General features: G+C 47.3%; 23 protein-coding genes, 1 pseudogene and 1 riboswitch. Of the genes and pseudogenes, 12 read left to right on the top strand and 12 right to left on the bottom strand.

The window, feature by feature from the left end; translation table 11 throughout:
* Positions 1–62 precede the first annotated feature (62 nt).
* Positions 63–1406 carry a S1 family peptidase gene (locus L6J37_RS21440; protein ID WP_330872805.1) on the top strand — a complete coding sequence of 448 codons (1344 nt, stop codon included), beginning with the start codon at positions 63–65 and terminating at the stop codon, positions 1404–1406.
* A gap of 75 nt (positions 1407–1481) precedes the next feature.
* Here the strand turns inward: L6J37_RS21440 and L6J37_RS16540 are convergent, their stop codons facing one another.
* Entirely contained in the window at positions 1482–2279 is a 798-nt protein-coding gene (locus L6J37_RS16540) for a M48 family metallopeptidase (RefSeq protein WP_237795936.1), read from the bottom strand.
* Between the two features lie 105 nt (positions 2280–2384).
* On the opposite strand from L6J37_RS16540, the gene L6J37_RS16535 reads away from it, so the two are divergent.
* The 4 genes from L6J37_RS16535 (at position 2385) to L6J37_RS16520 (ending at position 4853) form a co-directional block, all read left to right on the top strand.
* The gene (locus tag L6J37_RS16535; RefSeq protein ID WP_192013935.1) at positions 2385–2822 is read left to right on the top strand and encodes a hotdog fold thioesterase; all 438 of its coding nucleotides are present in this window, start codon (positions 2385–2387) and stop codon (positions 2820–2822) included.
* Positions 2819–3061: a DUF3389 domain-containing protein gene (locus tag L6J37_RS16530; protein ID WP_192013934.1), complete on the top strand. Its 243-nt coding sequence runs from the start codon at positions 2819–2821 to the stop codon at positions 3059–3061. The genes L6J37_RS16535 and L6J37_RS16530 overlap by 4 nt, the downstream gene beginning before the upstream one ends.
* A gap of 189 nt (positions 3062–3250) precedes the next feature.
* Positions 3251–4156, top strand: coding sequence for a phosphotransferase (locus L6J37_RS16525; RefSeq protein ID WP_237795935.1), 906 nt, complete (start codon positions 3251–3253; stop codon positions 4154–4156).
* Positions 4122–4853 carry a putative ATP-dependent zinc protease gene (locus L6J37_RS16520; RefSeq protein WP_237795934.1) on the top strand — a complete coding sequence of 244 codons (732 nt, stop codon included), beginning with the start codon at positions 4122–4124 and terminating at the stop codon, positions 4851–4853. Before L6J37_RS16525 ends, L6J37_RS16520 begins: the two co-directional genes overlap by 35 nt.
* A gap of 69 nt (positions 4854–4922) precedes the next feature.
* Here L6J37_RS16520 and L6J37_RS16515 read toward each other — a convergent pair whose 3' ends face one another.
* The 3 genes from L6J37_RS16515 to L6J37_RS16505 all read right to left on the bottom strand — a co-directional run bounded on the left by L6J37_RS16515 (position 4923) and on the right by L6J37_RS16505 (position 8921).
* Positions 4923–5744 (bottom strand): DUF2797 domain-containing protein, encoded by an 822-nt coding sequence (locus tag L6J37_RS16515; protein ID WP_192013931.1) that lies wholly within the window; start codon positions 5742–5744, stop codon positions 4923–4925.
* Between the two features lie 165 nt (positions 5745–5909).
* Positions 5910–8306 carry a fatty acid cis/trans isomerase gene (locus L6J37_RS16510; RefSeq protein WP_237795933.1) on the bottom strand — a complete coding sequence of 799 codons (2397 nt, stop codon included), beginning with the start codon at positions 8304–8306 and terminating at the stop codon, positions 5910–5912.
* A gap of 162 nt (positions 8307–8468) precedes the next feature.
* Positions 8469–8921, bottom strand: a complete 453-nt coding sequence (locus L6J37_RS16505) for a DUF3069 domain-containing protein (protein WP_192013929.1) — start codon at positions 8919–8921, stop codon at positions 8469–8471.
* 266 nt (positions 8922–9187) lie between these two features.
* Between L6J37_RS16505 and L6J37_RS16500 the strand changes: the two genes are divergently transcribed.
* The 5 genes from L6J37_RS16500 (at position 9188) to L6J37_RS16480 (ending at position 12367) form a co-directional block, all read left to right on the top strand.
* The gene (locus L6J37_RS16500) at positions 9188–10135 is read left to right on the top strand and encodes a GGDEF domain-containing response regulator (RefSeq protein WP_192013927.1); all 948 of its coding nucleotides are present in this window, start codon (positions 9188–9190) and stop codon (positions 10133–10135) included.
* Positions 10136–10285: 150 nt separating this feature from the next.
* The gene (locus L6J37_RS16495; RefSeq protein WP_237795932.1) at positions 10286–10963 is read left to right on the top strand and encodes a YceH family protein; all 678 of its coding nucleotides are present in this window, start codon (positions 10286–10288) and stop codon (positions 10961–10963) included.
* Positions 10956–11270 carry a GIY-YIG nuclease family protein gene (locus L6J37_RS16490; RefSeq protein ID WP_218385502.1) on the top strand — a complete coding sequence of 105 codons (315 nt, stop codon included), beginning with the start codon at positions 10956–10958 and terminating at the stop codon, positions 11268–11270. The genes L6J37_RS16495 and L6J37_RS16490 overlap by 8 nt, the downstream gene beginning before the upstream one ends.
* 51 nt (positions 11271–11321) lie before the next feature.
* A complete protein-coding gene (locus tag L6J37_RS16485; protein ID WP_192013923.1) occupies positions 11322–11786 on the top strand; it encodes a hypothetical protein in 465 nt (154 codons plus the stop codon).
* A gap of 35 nt (positions 11787–11821) precedes the next feature.
* A complete protein-coding gene (locus tag L6J37_RS16480) occupies positions 11822–12367 on the top strand; it encodes a YaeQ family protein (protein ID WP_218385499.1) in 546 nt (181 codons plus the stop codon).
* A gap of 150 nt (positions 12368–12517) precedes the next feature.
* Here the strand turns inward: L6J37_RS16480 and L6J37_RS16475 are convergent, their stop codons facing one another.
* Positions 12518–13132 carry a glutathione S-transferase family protein gene (locus L6J37_RS16475; protein ID WP_237795930.1) on the bottom strand — a complete coding sequence of 205 codons (615 nt, stop codon included), beginning with the start codon at positions 13130–13132 and terminating at the stop codon, positions 12518–12520.
* Between the two features lie 104 nt (positions 13133–13236).
* Between L6J37_RS16475 and L6J37_RS16470 the strand changes: the two genes are divergently transcribed.
* Positions 13237–13839, top strand: coding sequence for a TetR/AcrR family transcriptional regulator (locus L6J37_RS16470; protein ID WP_237795929.1), 603 nt, complete (start codon positions 13237–13239; stop codon positions 13837–13839).
* Here the strand turns inward: L6J37_RS16470 and L6J37_RS16465 are convergent.
* From L6J37_RS16465 to thiD, 7 genes and pseudogenes are all read right to left on the bottom strand, one after another.
* Positions 13836–15203, bottom strand: coding sequence for a TrkH family potassium uptake protein (locus L6J37_RS16465; protein ID WP_192013913.1), 1368 nt, complete (start codon positions 15201–15203; stop codon positions 13836–13838). The two genes, L6J37_RS16470 and L6J37_RS16465, sit on opposite strands and share 4 nt — an antisense overlap.
* Positions 15200–15862 carry a potassium channel family protein gene (locus L6J37_RS16460; protein WP_192013911.1) on the bottom strand — a complete coding sequence of 221 codons (663 nt, stop codon included), beginning with the start codon at positions 15860–15862 and terminating at the stop codon, positions 15200–15202. Before L6J37_RS16460 ends, L6J37_RS16465 begins: the two co-directional genes overlap by 4 nt.
* A 177-nt stretch (positions 15863–16039) precedes the next feature.
* Positions 16040–16702, bottom strand: a complete 663-nt coding sequence (gene tenA, locus L6J37_RS16455; protein ID WP_218385491.1) for a thiaminase II — start codon at positions 16700–16702, stop codon at positions 16040–16042.
* A 42-nt stretch (positions 16703–16744) separates the two neighbouring features.
* Entirely contained in the window at positions 16745–17686 is a 942-nt protein-coding gene (locus L6J37_RS16450; protein WP_192013907.1) for an ABC transporter substrate-binding protein, read from the bottom strand.
* A gap of 27 nt (positions 17687–17713) precedes the next feature.
* Positions 17714–18460, bottom strand: a pseudogene (locus L6J37_RS16445) (ABC transporter permease); the annotation flags it as partial.
* Positions 18461–18521: 61 nt separating this feature from the next.
* Complete coding sequence (locus tag L6J37_RS16440; protein ID WP_192014530.1) at positions 18522–19313, bottom strand: ABC transporter ATP-binding protein; 792 nt, start codon at positions 19311–19313, stop codon at positions 18522–18524.
* Positions 19313–20194 carry a bifunctional hydroxymethylpyrimidine kinase/phosphomethylpyrimidine kinase gene (gene thiD, locus L6J37_RS16435; RefSeq protein ID WP_218385487.1) on the bottom strand — a complete coding sequence of 294 codons (882 nt, stop codon included), beginning with the start codon at positions 20192–20194 and terminating at the stop codon, positions 19313–19315. The genes L6J37_RS16440 and thiD overlap by 1 nt, the downstream gene beginning before the upstream one ends.
* A 100-nt stretch (positions 20195–20294) precedes the next feature.
* A riboswitch (TPP riboswitch) is annotated at positions 20295–20392 on the bottom strand.
* A gap of 193 nt (positions 20393–20585) precedes the next feature.
* Here thiD and L6J37_RS16430 point away from each other — a divergent pair.
* On the top strand, positions 20586–20936 hold the full coding sequence (locus L6J37_RS16430) for a VOC family protein (RefSeq protein ID WP_192013901.1): 351 nt from the start codon (positions 20586–20588) through the stop codon (positions 20934–20936).
* Positions 20937–20978: the final 42 nt, after the last annotated feature.

Raw genomic sequence — 20978 nt, 5'->3', positions numbered from 1 at the left:
ACGTCATCACTGTATGCAACTTGGTACGCTTTTTGGTGAAAAACGTAAATTGAGGATTACTTATGAACAAATGGAAAGTCACTTTCACACTAACAGCGTTATACGCTTTTACGGTGTTTCCTGCATATTCTGCCGCTGTCGATCCTGGTTCTGAGCGAGTATATGAACCGAGAATTGTAGGGGGCGTTGATGCAATCAGCCAGGACTGGCGCTTCTTTACGCAGATAACTAGTCGCTTTAGTAACAGATCATTTTGCGGGGCAAGTTATTTAGGTGGCGGATACGTATTAACGGCGGCGCATTGCGTTGATGGCGATTTGCCGGGGGATTTAGCGGTAAAAGTTGGGGCACATCAATATAATGGCACGGATGGACTTCGTGCCAATGTCAGCCAGATTCATATTCATCCTCAGTACGTTCGCAGTACATTAAGCTATGATATCGCAGTGCTTAAGCTGGATAATGATGTGAATGCGCCTGCGGTTGATATTGCTACGGGCAGTTTGCATCAATATGTGATTGAAGGTGATGATTTGAGAGTTGCTGGCGTGGGACGGCTCTCGGAAGGCGGTATCAGCCCGACAATCTTGCAAGAAGTGACAGTGCCTCTCGTCAGTGATCACGTTTGCCAACAAAGTGGGGGCAGTTATCAGAATGTCGGCATCGACAACTTTTGTGCCGGCTATCCGCAAGGCCAAAAAGATTCATGCCAGGGCGACAGTGGCGGTCCCATCATTGTGAAACACAATAACCAAATAATTCAATTGGGAATTGTTAGTTGGGGGATTGGATGTGCGAGACCAGGTCAGTATGGTGTTTATACTGATATTGCTGCGCTAAGAGAGTGGGTTGACAGTGTGATTGGCGGTCAGGTTGATACCCCTTCACTGGCTTATGATGCAATTACAAACTTGGCTGATTTCACTGTAGGTGAGCGGGTAAGCCATGCTTTTACATTTAAAAATACAGGCTTGTCCCAAGCAAACATTACACGTGTGAATATATTGGAGGCGGGGGTTGCTGAGCAAGCTGTTATTATCAGTGATACTTGTTCCTCGGCTTCTTTGAATCAGCACCAAAGCTGTAGTGTGCTGGTAGAGTTCGGTGCGGGTACACCCGGAAATGCGAAAGTGACGTTGTCTCTTATTGCTCATCACTCTCAATCCGCAATTGAGGCGGTGGTCCAGGCATCTGTACTCAGCGCTGATGGCAGCCAGAACGGAGGCAGTTACGATTACGCTTATCCTGAGGGGCTGGGCCAATATGGTGCAGGCACTATTGTTTTGGGGACCGATGGGATGAGATATCAGTGCCGGCCCTACCCGAACAGCAACTGGTGTAATTCAGGGGGACCGTATGCTCCTGGCACGGGTTGGGCAGCAGGCGATGCATGGAACGCACTTTAAGAAAATAATTGCTGATTGTTGATATCTGTAAGCCGTCAGTACAGAAAGGCATCGCTATTTGCGATGCCTTGATAGTTAGACTGGTGCTTTACAGTTGGGATGTGTTGCCGTTGAAACGGGCAAACGGCCGATTTCACGCCGTAAATCATCAATACGTGATGCATGGGAAGGGTGGGTTGACAGTATTTCCGGAGGTTGCCCGCCGCCGCTGGCTTTGCTCATGTTTTGCCAAAGCGCCACGCTCTGATTCGGATCGAAACCGGCTTGTGACATCATTCGCAGCCCAATGATATCGGACTCCGATTCCTGCGCACGGCCATAAGGCATCAGAATGCCGTACTGTACACCAAGCCCGAGCCCGGCCATGGCCATTTCCTGATACTCAGTGCCACCGAGGGCGACACTGGAAATTTGCAAACCAAGGTTGGCTAACTGTGAGCGGGACAAGCGCTCATTGCTGTGTTTGGCAAGGACGTGACCAATTTCATGGCCGATAACAGTTGCGAGTTGATCCTGATTCTTTGCGACTTTCAGCAGGCCGGTATACACGCCGATTTTTCCGCCGGGCAGCGCGAAGGCGTTCACCTGATCACTGTCGAATACCACCACTTCCCAGCTTGGTGCTTCTGGCTGGCGGCCAAGCGATGCAGTTAAAGCGCGAGTGACACACTGAACATAGGTGTTAACCTGAGGATCAGTATTGATCTTTTCCTTTGTTTTCATCTCTTCAAATGACTGTGCGCCCAGTTGCGACATGTCCTGTTCAGAGAACAGCAGTACCTGTTGCCGGCCAGTGGGTGAATTACTGCAAGCAGCCAGCAGTAACGCACTTGCCAGCAAACTGGTAACGGGTAAATGGCGAAATGCAATCATAGTTCTCACTCCTCGCTTTTTAGTATATGCCATCCTGTACATTGCTTATCAGTCATTTATATAGATGTTATGCTGGCGCAGTCTAGCTTGTTATAAGGAATCGCAATGTCGATTTGGCAAAAGAAATTTGATCTTAACGACTTAAATCAAACCTCAGTGAACACCCTGGTTCAACACCTCGGCATCGAATACAGTGCCTTTGATGACAATAGCTTGACGGCAATAATGCCAGTAGATTCAAGAACTCACCAGCCTTTTGGTATGTTGCATGGTGGAGCATCGGTCGTTCTGGCTGAAACTCTGGGGTCGATTGCTGCTAACATGTGTGTCAGTGACAATAAGTACTGTGTGGGTCTTGATATCAATGCCAATCATGTACGTGTTGTTCGTACTGGCTTTGTTAAAGGAACGGCCAGCCCTGTACACCTAGGGGCAACGACTCAAGTCTGGCAAATTACTATCACCGATGAGCGGGATAATCTTGTGTGTACAAGCCGGTTAACTATGGCGGTACTAAAACATAAAAAGAAGGACGAAGCATGATTCTGACATTCAGCCAGGGTAGGATTGTAGCTAATCAGCATGAGTTGGTTATTCGTCTTGAAGGGACGGGTAAAGTGACTTTGCAGGCAAGGGCCGATGATATCCGGTTGCTAAGACAACCAAATATCATTACAGCAACAGGGAGTGGCGTGCAATGGTCAATACATTTGGATGATGATGCACAACTTAAAGCCCTGTCAGATTGTATGGGTATTGCCATTGATTCTCATCGTAATTAGAGATTATTTCCTTTTTATAATTATTAGCCATACTTTTACCTTTTTTGGGGGATATATCGCGAAGTTAAGCTTAATGGCTTTTATATCTGATCATTTTTCTACAAAATCGAATGATTACATTTGATTTTTCGATGTATTTAGAGCTTGCAGATTAGCTATTTATTGATGTGGCTATAAGAAAGGATATCTATGCAAGAACCTCAACTTAACAGAATTGCGGTTAACGCTTTTCGTGCTCTGTTTAGCAGTTGCCCTGATTTTTGTAACCTGCAATCTACTTTTTATGGTTGGGTTGCATTTCTTGCTACAGAGAAACGACGAGTGGTTATCAAATTTTGCCGGCAGGCTGGCCGGCTGAGTCAGGAAATTAATTCTCTTAATCGCTTAAGATCAATGGTCGATTGTAAAGTGCCTGAAATTTTATTTTTTGGCTGTGAAGATGGGAATGAATTTATTGTTATGGAGTGGGTGGAGGGTGTCCCGGCAAATGAACTACCGAATGAAGGACATGCACTGAAGGTATTTTCTGAACATTTTACAGACATTCTTATTAATATGCACAATCAACCCCATGATGAGGGATTTGAAATAGCAGAGAATAAGTATGACTCCCAGATAATACCTGCATTTGAAATATGGATGGACCCGGTATTTCAGTACGTATCAGACAGAGAATCCCCTTTCTCAACGGAGCTGAAAAATCATTTCGAAAAACTCTGGGATGACCGTCAGCATGTATTGGAACCCATGAATGAAAAGCCATCTTTTGTGCATGATGATTGTCATTTAGCGAATGTCCTTTTTGATGCAAAGACGTTTAAAGTGGCGGCAATTCTTGATCCTGCCGATGCCGGCATCAAGCATCGGGAGTTTGATGTGTTCCATTTAAATGATATTCGTCCTGAATTGGATCTCATTGCTCGTTATGTGGCGAAATATCCCCTTGCCGAAGGTTATGAAATGCGGCGCTGGTATTTAAGCCTCTGGGACGATGCAAAACATGCATCAAATATCGGCTGGTATGATGAGCAAAGCTTCATGTATAAACTGCAGGAATACCATGGCTTATCTAAAAGGACTGGCAGGATATTTTGAGAGATGTCGCCAAATTGTTTACAATATGCGCGTATTCTCGATCTTTAGTGGCAGCCGTATGAAAAAATTGCTCTTTTTGTTTGTAATATCTCTTCTGTTGGGTTGTGTGTCTTCTCCTTCGACTCAGACCTCAGATCAGAGTGTGGATGTGGCTCAAACTGATAAATCCATAACGTCAGTGCCGGAGAAGCAATCTGAATCGGCTAAGGTGGTTCCGTCCGTACCGGTTGTTGTCACGCCTGCTGAAACCACGCCTCAAACAGCTAACACTCAGCCCCCTGCCGTTAAGGCGAAGCCAAAGAAAGTGAAAACGCGCGATGGCAAGTTGATCCTGGGTCAGCACGAGTGGGTGTGGCTGAGTCCGGCAAAGCAGTTCGTGAAAGTACGGATTAACCAGGAACAAAAAGCATCGACTCTTGGTGTGACCTCACTGGTTCCTTTCGAGCGTGATGGCAATGAATGGGTCAAATTTACTGCTCGCGGTATGGACTTCGAATTACCCGTGACCCGGTGGTCGGGAAAAGAGGACACTAAATCAGCCATTGTCCAGGTAAGAACCATTCTGGGTGATCTTAACGCACTAACCGATTTTGCATTGGTGGAAGGTAAAGATGTTGTGCTTGGTGAGAATTTCACAAAAGACGTGGCGATTGTCGATTCAACCCGTGACTTTGTTCAGCCTAAAAAGAAGAAATGAAGATGTGCGGTTAGACACAGTCTTGATGACAGCGAGCCAGGCAGCCATAAACTGCCTGGCTCAGTGCGATTACGCAGATCTTGTCTGAACTGAGACTTCATAGCTGGTGAATTTACGCACATTGATAACACCAGTGTCGAATATCAGATATTGCCCTTTGATACCAAGTAAAATCCCTTCAACAACAGGTTCTTTGTCGAAATTGTGCGACTGTATTTTCTTTGGATACAAGCTAACCGGGTAAGCAATCTCGACTATGTCCTGATTAAGACGTTCAATGGAATCTGCTCCAAAATGCAGTAACAAATCCTGTAGCTTTTCCTCAATCGCTGGCAGCAGTTTTTCTGCTTCCGCGGTCAAATCGATCGACGCTGCATCTCCTTTCAGCATTGCTCGCCAGTTGGTTTTATCGGCAATAAATTCAGCTAAGGCAACTTCAGCTAACCCGGAAAGATGACGGTTTTTCACTTTTAGTATAGGTAAAGCCTGTGTGGCCCCCTGATCAATCCAACGGGTCGGAATTTGGCTATGACGGGTGATCCCAACTTTAAGGCCTGAAGTATTGGACAGGTAAACATAGTGAGGCACCATACAGTGTGAATCACCCCATTCAGGCTCCCGGCATGTACCTTGCGCATAGTGGCAGGTTTCAGGCTTCATTACACACATGTCACAGCGAGCCAGTTTTTTCATACACGGAAAGCAATGGCCTTGCGAATAGCTCTTTTTCGTCTTTCTTCCGCAGGCATCACAGAAAATATTGCCGCTGAACGTGAGTTGCAGGTGCTGACCAATCAACGGGTTCAGATCGAGGGTTTGGTCTCCAACCAGCAGTTGATAACTGACGACATCGCCAAGCGATGAACGCATTTTACTTAATGTACCTTGCATGATAATTCTCTGCTTACATTGCTTAATATGGGATCTTTGCCCCTGTAGGGTGAGTGTACCATTTCAGGCTTCAACAAGAAAAACCGGCCCAGGTGAAGTGAGCCTGCAGCGTTGTGGATCAACGTTAGGGCGCTTCACTTGGGCCGGTTCAGAAACCGTATTGAATTAACGGTTTTCCAGGCGGTTATAGTCCAGCAAGCCACTTTCAATTGGCCTGTACTGGCGATTGATTTGATTTAACTTATCGCTGAATGCCCAGAAGGCAGGATTAGTTCGACGTACGGCGACGTTATTCAACAGTGCCCGGTAATCCTGCTCACTGTAGATTCTCTTCGCTTGCGAAACAATATCCGGCAGATCAGTTTCTCTGATATGCCAGAAAGCGCTTGGATAACTGCCAAGCAAACCGTTAACCAGTGTCAGATTATCGTTAGACGGTAATCGGTTTTTCTCCTCGTCGAACAGACTTGAAATGTTTTTGTGCGCGCTGTTACGCACAAGGGTCAGCAACTGCGGTGGTGTATTTGGCTCTGCTGGCTCAATCATGATAAAGGTCAGTTCAGGAAACAGCGTGGCCTGGCGACCTTGTATCCGGGCTAAAGCACGTAACTGATTGAGACTCGCTTTACTGAGTTGCACATTGTCCAGTGAATAACGGGTGTTATTCTGATCGACATCTTTGAGCTTGGTCTGCAGCATTCCCAACAGCTCGGCTTTGGGATTTGACGTTTTATACTCAATACCCGACGGCTGTGAGAAGTCGTTGATATCACCTTCAAGATAATGCAACAGGCTCTGGTTCGAATCCTGATACCAGTTGGCAAGTTCCGCACGACGCGTTGCAGGAGGGAGGAGCGACAGGAAGTTTGACTCACCTTCCATACGCAGGAAATCCATATACATCCTGGTCAGTAACTGGTGGCCAAAATTGCCGTACACATCAAACCCGGCAACGAGAAGATAATGGATACGCTCAATCAGTGAATAGTCAAGCACCCAAGCGGTTTTGGGGTGTTCACCCACCAAGCCTTTAACTACGGTTGCGCTGTCAAAATGGCGGAAAATAGTAAGGGCAGCGTTGTCGTTGGTGCCATCTCCATCCCAGATCAAATCGGTCGTCAGATGCTGGCCATTTTTCAAAGCATCATTGAGATAGGCATTTTTTGCCTTAAGAAACCGTCCTTGTTGTTTTGAGTATGTCACCCAATTATGCAGTGGCAGGGTGGTGCTGTTTTTCTCTGCCGGCAAGCGAAGATTATCGGCCTGAGTGGCATAAAAGGCTGCCACTTGCGGTGAGTCAGCGATATCTGGATCGACGAAGACAACCCAGAACCTGTCATTGATAACATTCAGAGCTAATTGACCCCGACAGACAGGACCTTTGATAAACCCCATGATAGTGTGCTGAGCATTGTCGATCATATACCGGTAACGGGCACCAACAGGCAACTGCTCAAAGGCGAGCAAGGGGTTAGCAGCAAGCTCCGGGGTATAACCGGGCAAGGCGCTCACTGTATAGTCTGGTTTAATGAAGTGTGCTTTCAGGCGAGCCATACGTTCGCCGGTAAGGGCAAATGGCATATGGGTTTTGTCTATAATGGTTTCCCGAACCGGCAGGATTCGATAATAAACGCGCTTAACGCCAGGATCATCAAAGGGACGACGGGTGGCAATGATATCTACCGGTTTTCCTGGTGCTGTGCGTGAACGTACAATCCTGAAAAATGGGGGGTGCTCAGCTGATTGCTCAGCATCGGGAAAATAGAGATGCGAAACAAACCAGTGCTCATACAGATAGCGCGCGGTAAGCTGATGTTTTAAATCATCTGCATTGAGAAAAGCTTCCCACTCCGTTATTTGAGGTTTTACTGCCTGAGGCGTCTCATATTGCGTTGCCATCGGCGCACCGGCAGCAATCCAGTCCATAAGAATCTGGTTTTCATCATCTGCTAGCTTAGGCAGCCCGTACGGCATGCCCCATAGAGGATAACTCTGCTCGTAAGCTGACATTTCTTCAATGGTTGGACATTGCTCATTTCTGTCCAGGGAGAAATCCCAGTTGCCAGACAGTACCTGTTCATCAGGCAGGGGATGGGTTTGTTTCAGCATTAACATTCTGGAGATTACACTGAGCTGCGTATTGGCCTCTGAGCTTTGCACTCTTTCGTTAAGTACTGCTGTAAATCCTTTCCTGCGCCATTCTTCAGTGCTGTGGGCGTCCACGAACATACGGGTTGTGTTAGCAGCAATCAGACGGGTGCCCTGATAGACTTTTTCTTTGTTTGCCCCTCTGTCTATGCCTTCGGCGGAGGACATTTTTAACTGACAGGGCGCATCGTAACAGGCATGGCAAACTACGCAGCGATTCTCCACCAAAGGTTTGACTTCATTGAGATACCGTTGAGCCAGGCTTGTTTCAGCAGGCAGAATTCTTTTCTGAGGCGCAGGCTTGCCGTACATCTGGTCGAGATTAAACCCGGCATAGGTTGCACAACCGGATACGATCAACCCCAGGAGAAGTAACAACGGACGTCGAGTCAGTTTGGATAAATGAACAGTCATATGAGATAAATATCTGCCATAAAAGCAATAAGTATAAGCAAAGAGTCGGTTATCTCAAGAACTCATATAAACAACGTTCGATTGATAAGGCTGTTGATGGCCGTCAGTTTTGCACTTTCTGGGAGAACAGGAAAGGGCAGGGAGCATGATGCTCCCTGAATGTTACTGATTGAAAATAGCTTGGAACTCTTTCTTCATTGGCGGATGACGGCGAGCCTGTTTTAATTGCTTGCACAGGTCTTTAACACAATTGCGCAGCACTTTATCAAGAAGTACTGCTTTGTATTCACTTTGCTCTTCTTCGCTCATGTGATCCGGCAACTGTGTTTCTTGCATTTCGGTCAGAAAATCAACACCGGCATAGCTTTGGCTTAATGCAACAAGTGCATGAAATTGTTCAAAGTTGTCTAAAATATTTTGCGCGCTGCCAGGCAGCTCATCCCACGCTTCACGTGATGTCGTCTCTGAGACTTTATACACATTGATCAGCATGTTGAGCAGTTCGTCAGGCACTTTTTCGAATTCAACAACCTGGCGCAGTTCAGGTGAACAATCGTCCAGTGTATATTCTGTGTTTTCAACCTGATCCAGGTCTTGTTTTTCAATCTCAGACATACAAATTCCTAAGCATGTAAAAAGTAAAGGAAGCGAATCCTAATGACATGGCACCAAAAGTCAATATAGATGACTTTTTCCTGTTGGATGTAGAGATACTGACCAAGGTATTTACAATGTGATGTTAAGGCCAAAACTGGCAAGCACAGATGCGGAAGTAAATTGAGAGGTTGTGACCGGTGTTGAGTAATGATAAATCACGCAGCCAACTCTGTGTGCTATAAATGGATAAAGCCAATGCTAAATAAATTCAATAGGATAACCTGATGGACGCAATGCGGATATTGCTGGTGGATGATGTTCAGGTTGAGCGCCTGCAATTGGCAATACGTTTGCAACGACTTGGCCATAGCGTGGAAGCCGTTGGGTCTGGTGTCGAAGCGATTGCGCGCTATCCTGCTTTTGAACCTGATCTGGTACTGATGGATATCAGCATGCCCGATATGGATGGGGTGGAGGTTGTCAGGCAGCTTCGTATTCAGCATACCGAATGGGTGCCGATTATTTTTTTGAGTGGTCATGAAGAACCTGAAATGATTGCAAAAGCCATTGACATGGGGGGAGATGATTACTTGGTGAAGCCAGTCGATAAAACCGTACTGGTCTCGAAACTCAAAGCGATGCAACGTATTGCGAATATGCGGCATCAGTTGAAATCAGCGTCTGAACAACTCAGGCTGGCAAATGAAAAACTGTCTGAACAAGTTAATGAAGACGGGCTGACTAAGATTGCTAATCGCCGGTACCTCGATCAGAAACTGGCCGAATTTATTGCGCTGCATGGCCGAAATAATCAAGCGCTGACCATGATTATGATCGATGTCGATCACTTCAAATCTTATAACGACCACTATGGGCATTTAGAAGGCGATCGCTGTCTGCAGTTAGTTGCGAAAGAGCTTAAAGACAACTTTAGCCGGGCAGGTGAGCTGGTTGCCCGTTATGGCGGTGAAGAGTTTGTTGTTTTATTGAGTCATTGTGAGCAGTCTCGGGCAGTGAAAGAATGCGAACGGCTGAAACAATGTATAGAAAGTTTGGAAATTCCGCATCAGTATTCCCCGACAGCAAAGATAATCACAGTCAGCCAGGGTATGGCTTCCTGGACGCCAACCGGGCTGGAGTCACCTGAATATGTTTATCAAATTGTTGATAAAGTTCTTTATCAGGCAAAAGAGCAAGGCCGAAATTGTTACATTGCCGCTGAATTTACCTGATCATGCAACGGCTAACACATTGACTCTGGTCACCATCTGACCTGATGGCGACGTTTCCGCTTGTCGGATTATTTGACCATGCTAATCTCTCTTCACATCATGCCTGTCGGCATAGTTGCCAGATATTGATAAGAAGAAAGGATAAAAAGTATGGATATGTCTCTTACCCACATTGAAGCCCGAGTGATTGGCTGTCTGCTGGAAAAAGAAGTCACAACACCGGATCAGTATCCATTAACCCTGAATGCGCTTACGACTGCCTGCAATCAAAAAAGCAATCGTGACCCTGTCATGTCGCTTGATGAAGCAGTGGTCATGGACACGCTTGAGAGTCTGAAATCAAAGCGTTTAATTCAGGAAATAACAGGGTTTGGCAGCCGTGTGGCTAAATACCAGCACCGATTTTGCAATACTGAATTCAGCACACTGCAGTTCTCTGAACAAGAAAAGGGCATTATCTGTGTGTTGCTGTTGAGAGGTCCGCAGACGGCAGGAGAAATTCGCACCCGCACTAATCGCTTATGCCACTTTGCTGATGTGAAGGAAGCTGAGAATGTGCTTACTGCGCTGGCTGAAGGTGGTAAAGGGCCTTTTGTACACAGGTTGCCACGTGAAGCCGGGAAGCGCGATAGCCGATACATGCACCTGTTTAGTGGTGATGACTTTGTGGGTGTCTCTTCCGATGTCGCAGACAGCGTTGATCATGTGTCGGACAGTTCATGCAGTGATGTTGTAGAAGACAGGCTAGCGCTGCTGGAGAGCGAAGTTGTCGCATTGAGAGAAGAAGTATCAGCACTGAAAGATAAAATCAGAGAGTTATGTGAATAAGCGTGATCCTGCACCAATCTGGTCTGTCTATTTAATACGTACACGCTGTAATCGCCTATATTGTGGAGTAACGACGGATGTTTTCCGTCGTTACTCCGAACACCAATCCGGTAAGAAAGGGGCGCGTTTCCTTAAAGGAAAAGGCCCCTTGACACTTGCCTGGTACTCACGGGTTGGGGATAAACGTAATGCGATGCAGCTTGAATATAAAATAAAGCAATTGCCTAAATCGACGAAAGAGGCGCTGGCTGCTGAAAAAATCGCCATTGCTGAGCTATTCCCCGACTACTTTGTTGGTGCGCTCTGATTAAAAGAGCGTGCCGAGATTATTGTCATTGCGTAGAAGTAGGGGATTTTCGTGAAATCATCATGGATTTATCATAGATTGCTGGGCGTCAGCCTGCTGACGGCAACCATTACTGTTCCTTCCTATGCGGCGGGCATTACCGCACATCCGGTACCTGGCCAGCCACTGAGCGAAAATGCACAACGTTTAATCAATTTGTACACGACTTTTATGTTAAAAGACGCAGTGTTGCAAGCATGCACTCGGAGCATGGAACAAACGCGAACGCAGGTTAATCATCAATACATTGAATATTCCCGCCTTGCCTTAGAATATATTCAGGCCGGGCGATTAGTAGTGAAAAAGCAACTACCTAAAGTCGATTTGATTGCCTGGCAATCGAAACTGGCCAATTCGCAAGAATATTATGTAAATGGGTTTAGTGAATTCTCTGATGAACGTGTAACATTGGAATGTCAACAGGTTGCCAATGCCCTTGAAGCGATGAATCAACGCTTTGCAGCATTGCGATACTGAATATTTCATTTTGATTTTTACTGAGAAGCCCAAATATGGCTCTGAAAGCCACCATTTACAAAGCACATATCAATGTCGCCGATCTCGATCGGGGTCGTTATCTCGACGGTTCGCATACGCTGGCCTGCCATCCTTCAGAAACGTTGCAACGCTTAATGCTGCGTTTAGTGGCGTGGGGTTTACATGCCGATGAGGCGTTGGTTTTTACAAAAGGCTTATGTGACACAGATGAACCCGATCTATGGGTAAAAAACCTGCATGACGGCATTGAGCTTTGGCTCGAACTCGGGTTGCCTGATGAAAAAAGGCTTCGCCGTGCCTCGCAGAAAGCAGATCAGGTTGTGATTTACGCTTATGGTGATAACGCTGCCCCTGTCTGGTGGCAGTCGATGAAATCCAAGGCGGCCCAATTAAAAAATGTATCCGTGGTTTTCATTGAAGATGACGTACTCGAATGCCTGGAAGGCATGGTAGAACGAACCATGCAGCTCCAGCTAACCATCGAAGGTGAGCTCTGCTGGCTGTCGAGTGAAACAGCCAACTGTACAATAGTACCGCAGTGGTGGCAGCGCGGGGAATGAACCTGCTGACGAGCAATGAGTGGCACTTCGCCACTCATTGCTCGGCATAAGAACAGGTACGTTCTCATACGTCGATTTCAACTCTTTCCAAGTGATGCTGACTTGTACGTTAGTTGTGCTGGCGGCAGAAAGCCCAATGATAACCGTCTCTTATTGCTGGCTCACAGAAGGCCGCTGGCTCACTGCCTGCAACCAGGCCTGTATGTGCGGTAGGGAACCATCCACGGTAATATGTAATTTTTCCATGAAGTGACACATAACGAATGCCGTAATGTCGGCAATGGAAAATCTCTCTCCGGCAACAAACGCCGACTCAGACAGCCGTTTATCCAGTACAGGCAGAAATGCGATTAACCGCTGACGTGATACCTCTCCCCATGATTCCACACAGCTCTCTCTGTCCTTGTAGACGCCGGTAATATTTCTGAAAGCTTGCAGGGCAACAAACAAGCCCTTCAATTCCACGATTCTTTGCCACATTTCCACTTGCGCTTTTTCCAGCGGGGTATTGCCAAACAAGGAGCGTTCGCTGGGATGAGTCTCATCGAAGTACCGGCAAATGGCGATAGACTCGCTAATCGTGGTGCCGTCATCGAGTTCAAGAACAGGTATCAGTCCATTCTGGCTCTTAGCCTGAAAAGCGTCCGATAAGTTTTCACCGCCGCGAATATCAATTGAAATCCGTTCAACGTCAATGCCCATTTCCGCAAGGAAAATACTGACACGGCGAGCACTTGGGGATGGGGCTAGTTCATAGATTTTCATGGTTTTTCCTTTAACGGAATGATCAGTTAGAATAGAATCTAAGTTATTGAAGTGCTTTACGTCAAGTGTGACAGTACAAAAATAGCACCCTGAGAGATAAGAAGATGGCTAGGACCAAAAATTTTGATAGAGAAGAGAAGCTTATTCAGGCCATGGAGCTTTTTTGGCTGAAAGGCTATGCGGATACATCCGTATCGGATCTGGTTGAGTGTCTGGGAATTAACCGGTTCAGTCTCTACAACACTTATACAGATAAAGCGAGTTTATTCAGTGAAGCATTAGAATATTACCTGAAGAAAGTGTCATTTCCTCCACTTCATAAACTGCTGCATGAAAATGCAGGGTATGAGGATATTGTGGCTTATCTGAAGCGATTTGCGTCATTGCAGCGCGAGCAGACTTGCGGTTGCTTTCTGCAAAATGCTTTACTGGAACGCGCGCACTGCGATGAGACTGTACTGGCAACGGGCGGAGTCTTGTTTAACACACTAGCCGGGCGGTTTCAGACTGCCATTCAAAACGCGCAGGAACAGGGCGAATGGAGCATGAACACAGATGCGAAGCAATTCAGCCATTTTCTGGTGATGCAAATGCAGGGTATCCGTGTATTGGGGAAAGCCCGTCAGTATGAGCTGGTTGATAACGGCGTCAGTGTGCTGCTTGGTCTGCTGACATTGCAGAATCAGGCAGGTAACAAATACCATTAACCCGCATAGACGTTATCTTCCGGGTATTTCAGTTGTGTTGTCGTCGGTCTTGCAAGCAGATAAGCCAGCGTAAGCGGACCGATACGGCCAGTTATCATCACAACAACCATAATGACCTTTCCCGGTTCCGACAGTGATCCGCTTAATCCTGCGCTTAACCCCGCGGTTGAGAAAGCAGAAATTGTTTCAAACATTACCCGATCAAAGGAAGCCTTCTCAGTCAGCATTAGTAAAAACATGGCAAGTATGAGTATTAAGCCGCTGACAACAATAATTGCCAGGCATTTGAGTACTGTGCTCCAGGCAATTGTTCGTTTAAATAGCACAACATTGTTCTGCTGACGCAGAAAGGTGATTGTCGCCACTATAGCCACAACGAAAGTGGATACTTTGATCCCCCCGCCTGTTGATGTCGACCCGGCGCCAATCAACATCAAGGCCATCATGACCAAAAGTGCTGGTTGCGAAAAGTGCGAGATGTCCACAGAGTTAAATCCGGCTGTTCTGGCGGTTGCTGACTGGAAGAATGCATTCATCCACTGCAAACCGGTTGGTAAGTGACCCAGTGTGGCGGGATTATTCTTTTCAAGTAGCCAGAACAACATTGTACCGGACAAAAGCAGAGTCGGGGTCGCAACCAGCATGAGTTTAGAATGCAAACGCAGTTTGTGATGTCGTGTTTTTGACCACCTGAACAAGTCAGCAACCACAGTGAAACCCAGGCCACCACAGATAAACAGCAGAGAGACAGTCATCAGAAGCAGGGTATCGTTCTGATACCTTGTCATGCTGTCAGGAAACAGTGAAAAGCCGGCATTGTTAAACGCAGAAATGGCATGAAATACAGCAGTAAAAAGCCCTTCGGACCAACCAAATTCAGGCACCCATCTGATAGCCAGAATGAGGGTTCCTACCGTTTCAGCAACTAACGTAAAAAGTATGATGAGGATGACCAGACGACGAATATTGATCGAGCTTTCTTGTCCTAAAGCGCCTTTAGTGACAGCTTGCTGTTTGAGACTGAGTCGCGCGCCGAACAGGTAAAGCAACACGGCTGACAAGGTCATCTGTCCCAGTCCCCCGATCTGCATCAGAATCATCAGCAGCACTTTTCCACTGTGCGTGAAATGCGTACCGGTATCGACAACGCCTAACCCTGTGACACTGATGGCTGACGTTGCGGTAAACAGCGCATCGACAAAACTTAATCCTGTCTGAGAAAAGAGGGGTAATGTCAGCAATACCGAGGCAGGCAGCAGGATTGAAAGAAAGCTGACAATAATTATTCTAGGTTCAGACCAGGGTGATTGCTTATGCGGTGTTTTAAGGTGAAATATCCCGCCTTTGCCAGCAAAGCCCTTCATATGCGCTTAAACAATTCGCTGAGTTCTGATTCAGGACCAGCGATGATCAGAATATCGCCGATTTCCATTCTGGTGTCTTTCTCAGGCTGAGGGCGAAGTTCTGGTCCTCGTTTTAATGCCAAAAGGTGAGTGTGTTGTCCCTGGCAGCAGGGGTGGGAAGAAAGCGGATGCCCCATCATAGTGGTTAGCACCACAACTTCGGCAATGGCCAGTCCGCTGCCCAGTTCGAGGTAATGGAAAATACGGGTATCAAGCATTATACGGGCAATGCGTTGCCCCATTTCTGTTTCCGGCATAACGACACGGTCTGCGCCAATCTTATGCAGAATTTTTGCGTGATACCTGTCTTTCGCTTTGACCCAAACCAGCTTAACGCCAGATTCTTTCAAAATCAGAGTCGTCAGAATACTGGCGTTAACGTTATCTCCAATCGCCACCATAGCGATATCGTAATCATCCAGTTTGAGCTCAGAAACTGTATCTTCATTAGAGCAATCGGCGACGATAGCTTGAGTGACATGATCAGCGGCTTTACGCACGAGATCTTCATTAATGTCGATAGCCAGAACTTCAGCACCTTGCTGATTGAGTTCATAGCAAAGCGCCATACCAAACCGGCCTAGTCCGATGACTGCGACTTGCTTACTTTCTGCTGCCATGCTGCTGCCCTGCAAATAGTGTGTTCACGGAAACAAAGCATGTATACAAGATAGGCCAGATCTGTGAATCCAGCCGTCTTGTAATCTGAATTTAAAAGAGAAATTGTCGTGAAACCGAATATCCTTCACACGAGTGCATGAAAAAGGGATCGATACCAATCCCTTCCACAAACTGAGTTAGACGGCGTCCAGACCTTGTTGCCAGAAAGCAATTTCCATCCGGGTGGCCGTTCGGAAAATGTTGATGAGTTGTTGGCCTCGAGGACTTGACAGTGGTACTGGCTCAAGCAGGTTGTTCAGGTGCCGGATACTGGTTTGCACATCTTGCTGGAAGCTATCGCCACCATATAACTGAATCCAGCTGGCATATGGGTTGTCCTGAATACGGGTGTCTGGATCTTGTATCAGCCTTTCGCCAATCATGGCATAGCCGATCGCGCACGGGGCCAGCGCAGTAAATAAATCAGTAAGATCACCGGCCATACCTGTGTCTAATACATACCGTGTGTAGGCCACTGTTCCTACATCTTCAGCCTCGGCTTCCATGTCAGACTCAGTTAACCCCCACTGCTGGCAATAGGTCACATGGTGATGCATTTCACTGCCGATAAGCGCCTGTAAACTGGGCAGAGGACGGCGCATTTCTTCCAGTGTCGTTGCTTTATAAATGGCAAGGGCATAAGCACGGGCATAATGTTTCAGGAACAGGAAGTCCTGTTTCAAATAATGTAAATAGGCCGCCGAATCTAACGACCCTTGTGCCAGTTGTGCCACGAAGTGGTGGTGAGTGTATGCTTGCCAGTCATCCTGGCAGGCTTGAATTAAATCTTGATATTTCATCTGTTATTCCATCCCTGTCAATAAGTCCGGGTAAAGGCTGAATCAAAAGGCGGGCACAAAGTCTTTTGCTGCCGGTGCATTGTCGATAATTTTGTGTTTATACATAAACGCGGAGAACTGGTTGTAGCGCTCCTGATCCACGGCAGCAGGGCGGAGAGCAAAGCGAGGTAACGTATCGCGCCAGGCCAGTTTGTTTAACTCGTTATTCAGTGTGTCAGGAGAATAGGAAATGAAAGTTTTCCAGGCTTTATCAGGGTGGTTGATGAGATATTGTGTGGCTTTCTCTATGGCGAGATTAAACTTTTTCAGATCTTCTGCGTTGTACTGGTTTTTATTGGCAACCACCACCAGTTCGTCGTAGGGAGGTACACCATGTTCTTCCGGGAAGAAAGATTTGGCTTTATATCCTTCCAGTGCCAGCTGGTTAGATTCAAAATTGCGTAATCCGCCCCATATAGCGTCAACTTTACCGGAGGCGAGCGATGAGGAAAGTGCCCATCCGACGTTAACGATTTTAACGTCAGTGAAGTTGACGCCTGCTGTTTTCAGCATAGTGCCGACGGTTGCCTCTTCATTACCGGCAATGGCGATACCAATCGTTTTCCCTTTCAAATCAGCCATGGTATTGATCTTGTTATTATCAAGTACCATCAAAGTGTTCAGCGGCGTTGCGATTAACGTTGACGCTCTGATTAGCGGCAGCCCTGCAGCCACATCAATCGTCAGGCTGGTTTGGTAAGATATCGCCAAATCCACTTTTCCTGCTGCGACCAGTTTGGCCGGCATGGAAGGGTCTGCGGGTTCCTGAATCTTAATGTTTAAACCTTGCTCTTCAAACAAACCGTTTTTTTGCGCAATAATGATAGGGCCGTGATTCGGGTTGACAAACCAGTCCAGCATTAAGGTCATTTCTTTTGCCTGAGCCTGGCTGGCAAAACTGGCAATGGCGAGCGCAATTGCACTTCGGGCAGGTAAGTTGGTCATTAATTTTTTCCTTATCTAATGCGAAATTTATTGTGACTGGCCATTCTCTGGCAGCCAGGGGATAGCGCGTTTAAGCAGGTAATCTGTCGCAAAATACAGCGACACAGAGAGCCCGGCTAAAATCAGCAAGGCGGCAAACATTTCATCAATCATCATGCGGGCGTTGGCTTGCAGCATCAGGTAGCCGAGTCCTTCGCTGGTGCCAACCCATTCACCGACAACAGCGCCAATGGGGGCAACCACCACGGCAACCCGTATACCCGATGCCAGGGCAGGCAGAGCCGCCGGCAGCCTGATATGCCACAACATTTGCCATGTTGTGGCATTCATTGTTTTCGCGAGATCTAAGTAGCCCTGAGGTGTGTGTCGCAAGCCGTCGTAACAACAAGTTGTAACCGGAAAGAAAATAATAATGGCCGCCATCACCACTTTGGATGCAATGCCATAGCCCAGCCAGAGCATAAGAATAGGGGCGATAGCAAAAACGGGAATGGCCTGACTGGCGATCAGCAGAGGTAACAGCCAGCGTTTAACCGGATTAAAAAGAAGCATCAATAGCGCGCAGACAAGACCAATGCCAAGCCCGAAAGCTAACCCCAGGATAATTTCGCTGATAGTGACACTGGCATGGCTGAGCAGAACATCATGGCGCTGAATTAATTTGCGAAATACGGCGAGCGGTTCAGGAAGAATAAAGCCGGGAAGCTGAAACAGGCTGACAATACCTTGCCAGAAACCGATCAGAAACACAGAGCTGATTGCCAGACGGCTCAGGGAATGATGAAAAAAGGGGCGGATATTCATCATTGCTACAGCAGGTTTCTCTGCGAGTTCTTTAGACATAGCGCTCACCCAGACCGGAAAGTTGCTCGATAATGGCCTGTTGTTTTACAGCCAACTCTGCATTGATTGCTCTCGGCGGTGTGCCTTCGGGAACGGACAAGCGCGTTAACCGGCCCGGTTTGCCTTGCATTAAAAAGAGGTGATGACCCAGCCTTAGTGCTTCCTGAGGGTCATGGGTAATAAGCAGCACAGTACGCTGAGCCAGCAACTCAGCGGCGAGATCCTGGAGTTTATATCTTGTCACGGCGTCCAGGGCGGAAAACGGCTCATCCATTAGAACCAGTGGCTTGTCCTGAATTAAGGTGCGTACAAGCGCGACGCGTTGTCGCATTCCCCCTGACAGTTGTGATGGACGGGCGTGCAGCTTTTCACCTAACCCGACCTGCTGGAGAAGCTGGATTGCACGCTCCTGCACGGCTTCACTGGCTTTACCTTGTTTAAGCCTGAAACTGAAGCAGACATTATCGAGTACATTTAACCAGGGCAGCAGCAGATCCTGTTGCGCCATATAGGCGACGCGATCACTCATACTCCGGGCATCCGATGTGAAGAGTTCGCCCTGCCATGCCACATCTTGAGGTAACAGATCGGCGAGAAGCCGCAGTAGTGTGGTTTTACCGCAGCCACTCCGCCCAAGAATACAATGCCATTCTCCGGCCTGAAGTGTTAAATCCAGCTGACTGAATAAAGGGGCAGTTTGACCTGAAAAAGACAATGTCAGCTGTTTTACCCTGACACCCAGGCAATGAGGCTGAGTGTCAGGTGAGGGCTTCGCTGTATTCATCATTTATTCCTTGACGGATGAAGTGCGTAGAAGTGATGGACTGGCCCATGTCCCTGACCAATGCTGAGCTGATCGGCATGGCACAGTGCTTGGGTTAGGTACTCTTTACCTTTATGGACGGCTTCAGAGAGGGGGCAGCCTTGTGCGAGGTAGGAGGCGATAGCGGCGGATAAAGTGCACCCTGTTCCATGGGTGTTTCGGGTCGCGATGCGCTTGGCTGAGATAGTGACGGTGTCACTGGTTGTGATCAAATAATCGGTACTGAATGAGTCCTGTTCCCAGTGTCCGCCTTTCAGCAATACAGCATTGCTGCTGATGGTTTTGAGCTGCTCGATAAGCAGTTCTTTATCGGTATGCTGCAGGGCTGATGTGTTGATATGCCGGCCTGTCGATCGGGTGAGTGTGACGGCTTCTGGGAGGTTGGGGGTTATCAGAGTGGCTAAAGGTATCAGTTCATTTTTCAGTGTGCTGATAGCGTCTTCTTCCAGTAAAAGATCCCCGCTGGTGGCCACCATGACAGGATCCAGAACGATAAATTCAGGCTGGTACTGGCGAAGTTTGTTTGCGACTGCCCGAATGATGCCAGCATCGCTCAGCATACCTATTTTGACGGCCCGGATGTCGAGATCACTGAAAACGGCATCCAATTGCTGTTCAACGAACGCTGGACTGACAGGAAAGATGCCGGATACACCCAGTGTATTTTGCGCCGTCAGCGCAGTAATGACGGAACAGGCATAGCCACCTGTTGCTGAAATCGCTTTAATGTCTGCCTGAATGCCCGCTCCGCCACCGCTGTCTGAACCGGCAATGGTCAGTGTAATTGGAGTACGTGCAGGATTATCTGACTGAGAAAGTTTGGTTATTGTGGACGTGTTCATCGGCATCCCTTGCTATCAAAATCTTCGCTTGATTACGCAGGGGTGACGAACAGTCGCCGGATTTCACTTCGCGAGCATCCTGGTCAGGATGAGAAGGTGACAGGCAATTCTGCTAGTTCCCTACGCCAGTATTAACTGGATCAGGTTCAACGGGTCCCACAGTGTGGTCTCAGCCTTACGGCTCCCCGACTAACGTATCTCTAAATCTGATGCGATGTGCTGAAGCTATACATTTAAGCACTTTTTCGCGCTGGTCATTCTAACCTTGTTGTTTCTCAGAAAGCAAAAGAATTACACCAATTTGATGACAAGCGAGTTGACCGATGCAAACTCAGCTAAGATTTCGTTGTAGATTATGTATATTGAAATCAGCTATAAAGGAGCAAAGCCAGTGAAAAAGCACCATCAAATCAACTATGTTGAATTTCCAGCCAGTCATATACCCAATACAAAGGCATTTTTTGAGCGCGTTTTTGGCTGGTCATTCATGGATTATGGTGATGAATACGCCGCATTTTCAGAACAGGGGCTGGATGGGGGATTTTATGCCGCGCCATTGTCTTCTCAGGTTGAGAAAGGTGCCGCGCTGATTGTTATTTACAGCGATAATTTAGAAGCCACCGAACAGGCTGTGATCGCTGCGGGTGGGGTGATTGTGAAACCTGTTTTTTCTTTTCCGGGCGGCAGGCGTTTTCACTTCACTGAACCAAGCGGTAATGAACTGGCGGTATGGTCAGAATAAGATTAGAGCCAGATCGTCAGCATTAAAATGAAACAGAGCTCC

The organism is Photobacterium sp. WH77, from assembly GCF_022014395.1.
Classification (GTDB): Bacteria; Pseudomonadota; Gammaproteobacteria; order Enterobacterales; family Vibrionaceae; genus Photobacterium; species Photobacterium arenosum.
This window is presented reverse-complemented; position numbering and strand designations above follow the sequence as displayed.

Bases quoted from the DNA above. Each gene is read 5' to 3' on its own strand.
- L6J37_RS21440 (WP_330872805.1), top strand. From the start codon at position 63: ATGAACAAATGGAAAGTCACTTTCACACTAACAGCGTTATACGCTTTT.
- L6J37_RS16540 (WP_237795936.1), bottom strand. From the start codon at position 2,279: ATGATTGCATTTCGCCATTTACCCGTTACCAGTTTGCTGGCAAGTGCG.
- L6J37_RS16535 (WP_192013935.1), top strand. From the start codon at position 2,385: ATGTCGATTTGGCAAAAGAAATTTGATCTTAACGACTTAAATCAAACC.
- L6J37_RS16530 (WP_192013934.1), top strand. From the start codon at position 2,819: ATGATTCTGACATTCAGCCAGGGTAGGATTGTAGCTAATCAGCATGAG.
- L6J37_RS16525 (WP_237795935.1), top strand. From the start codon at position 3,251: ATGCAAGAACCTCAACTTAACAGAATTGCGGTTAACGCTTTTCGTGCT.
- L6J37_RS16520 (WP_237795934.1), top strand. From the start codon at position 4,122: ATGGCTTATCTAAAAGGACTGGCAGGATATTTTGAGAGATGTCGCCAA.
- L6J37_RS16515 (WP_192013931.1), bottom strand. From the start codon at position 5,744: ATGCAAGGTACATTAAGTAAAATGCGTTCATCGCTTGGCGATGTCGTC.
- L6J37_RS16510 (WP_237795933.1), bottom strand. From the start codon at position 8,306: ATGACTGTTCATTTATCCAAACTGACTCGACGTCCGTTGTTACTTCTC.
- L6J37_RS16505 (WP_192013929.1), bottom strand. From the start codon at position 8,921: ATGTCTGAGATTGAAAAACAAGACCTGGATCAGGTTGAAAACACAGAA.
- L6J37_RS16500 (WP_192013927.1), top strand. From the start codon at position 9,188: ATGGACGCAATGCGGATATTGCTGGTGGATGATGTTCAGGTTGAGCGC.
- L6J37_RS16495 (WP_237795932.1), top strand. From the start codon at position 10,286: ATGGATATGTCTCTTACCCACATTGAAGCCCGAGTGATTGGCTGTCTG.
- L6J37_RS16480 (WP_218385499.1), top strand. From the start codon at position 11,822: ATGGCTCTGAAAGCCACCATTTACAAAGCACATATCAATGTCGCCGAT.
- L6J37_RS16475 (WP_237795930.1), bottom strand. From the start codon at position 13,132: ATGAAAATCTATGAACTAGCCCCATCCCCAAGTGCTCGCCGTGTCAGT.
- L6J37_RS16470 (WP_237795929.1), top strand. From the start codon at position 13,237: ATGGCTAGGACCAAAAATTTTGATAGAGAAGAGAAGCTTATTCAGGCC.
- L6J37_RS16465 (WP_192013913.1), bottom strand. From the start codon at position 15,203: ATGAAGGGCTTTGCTGGCAAAGGCGGGATATTTCACCTTAAAACACCG.
- L6J37_RS16460 (WP_192013911.1), bottom strand. From the start codon at position 15,862: ATGGCAGCAGAAAGTAAGCAAGTCGCAGTCATCGGACTAGGCCGGTTT.
- tenA (WP_218385491.1), bottom strand. From the start codon at position 16,702: ATGAAATATCAAGATTTAATTCAAGCCTGCCAGGATGACTGGCAAGCA.
- L6J37_RS16450 (WP_192013907.1), bottom strand. From the start codon at position 17,686: ATGACCAACTTACCTGCCCGAAGTGCAATTGCGCTCGCCATTGCCAGT.
- L6J37_RS16440 (WP_192014530.1), bottom strand. From the start codon at position 19,313: ATGAATACAGCGAAGCCCTCACCTGACACTCAGCCTCATTGCCTGGGT.
- thiD (WP_218385487.1), bottom strand. From the start codon at position 20,194: ATGAACACGTCCACAATAACCAAACTTTCTCAGTCAGATAATCCTGCA.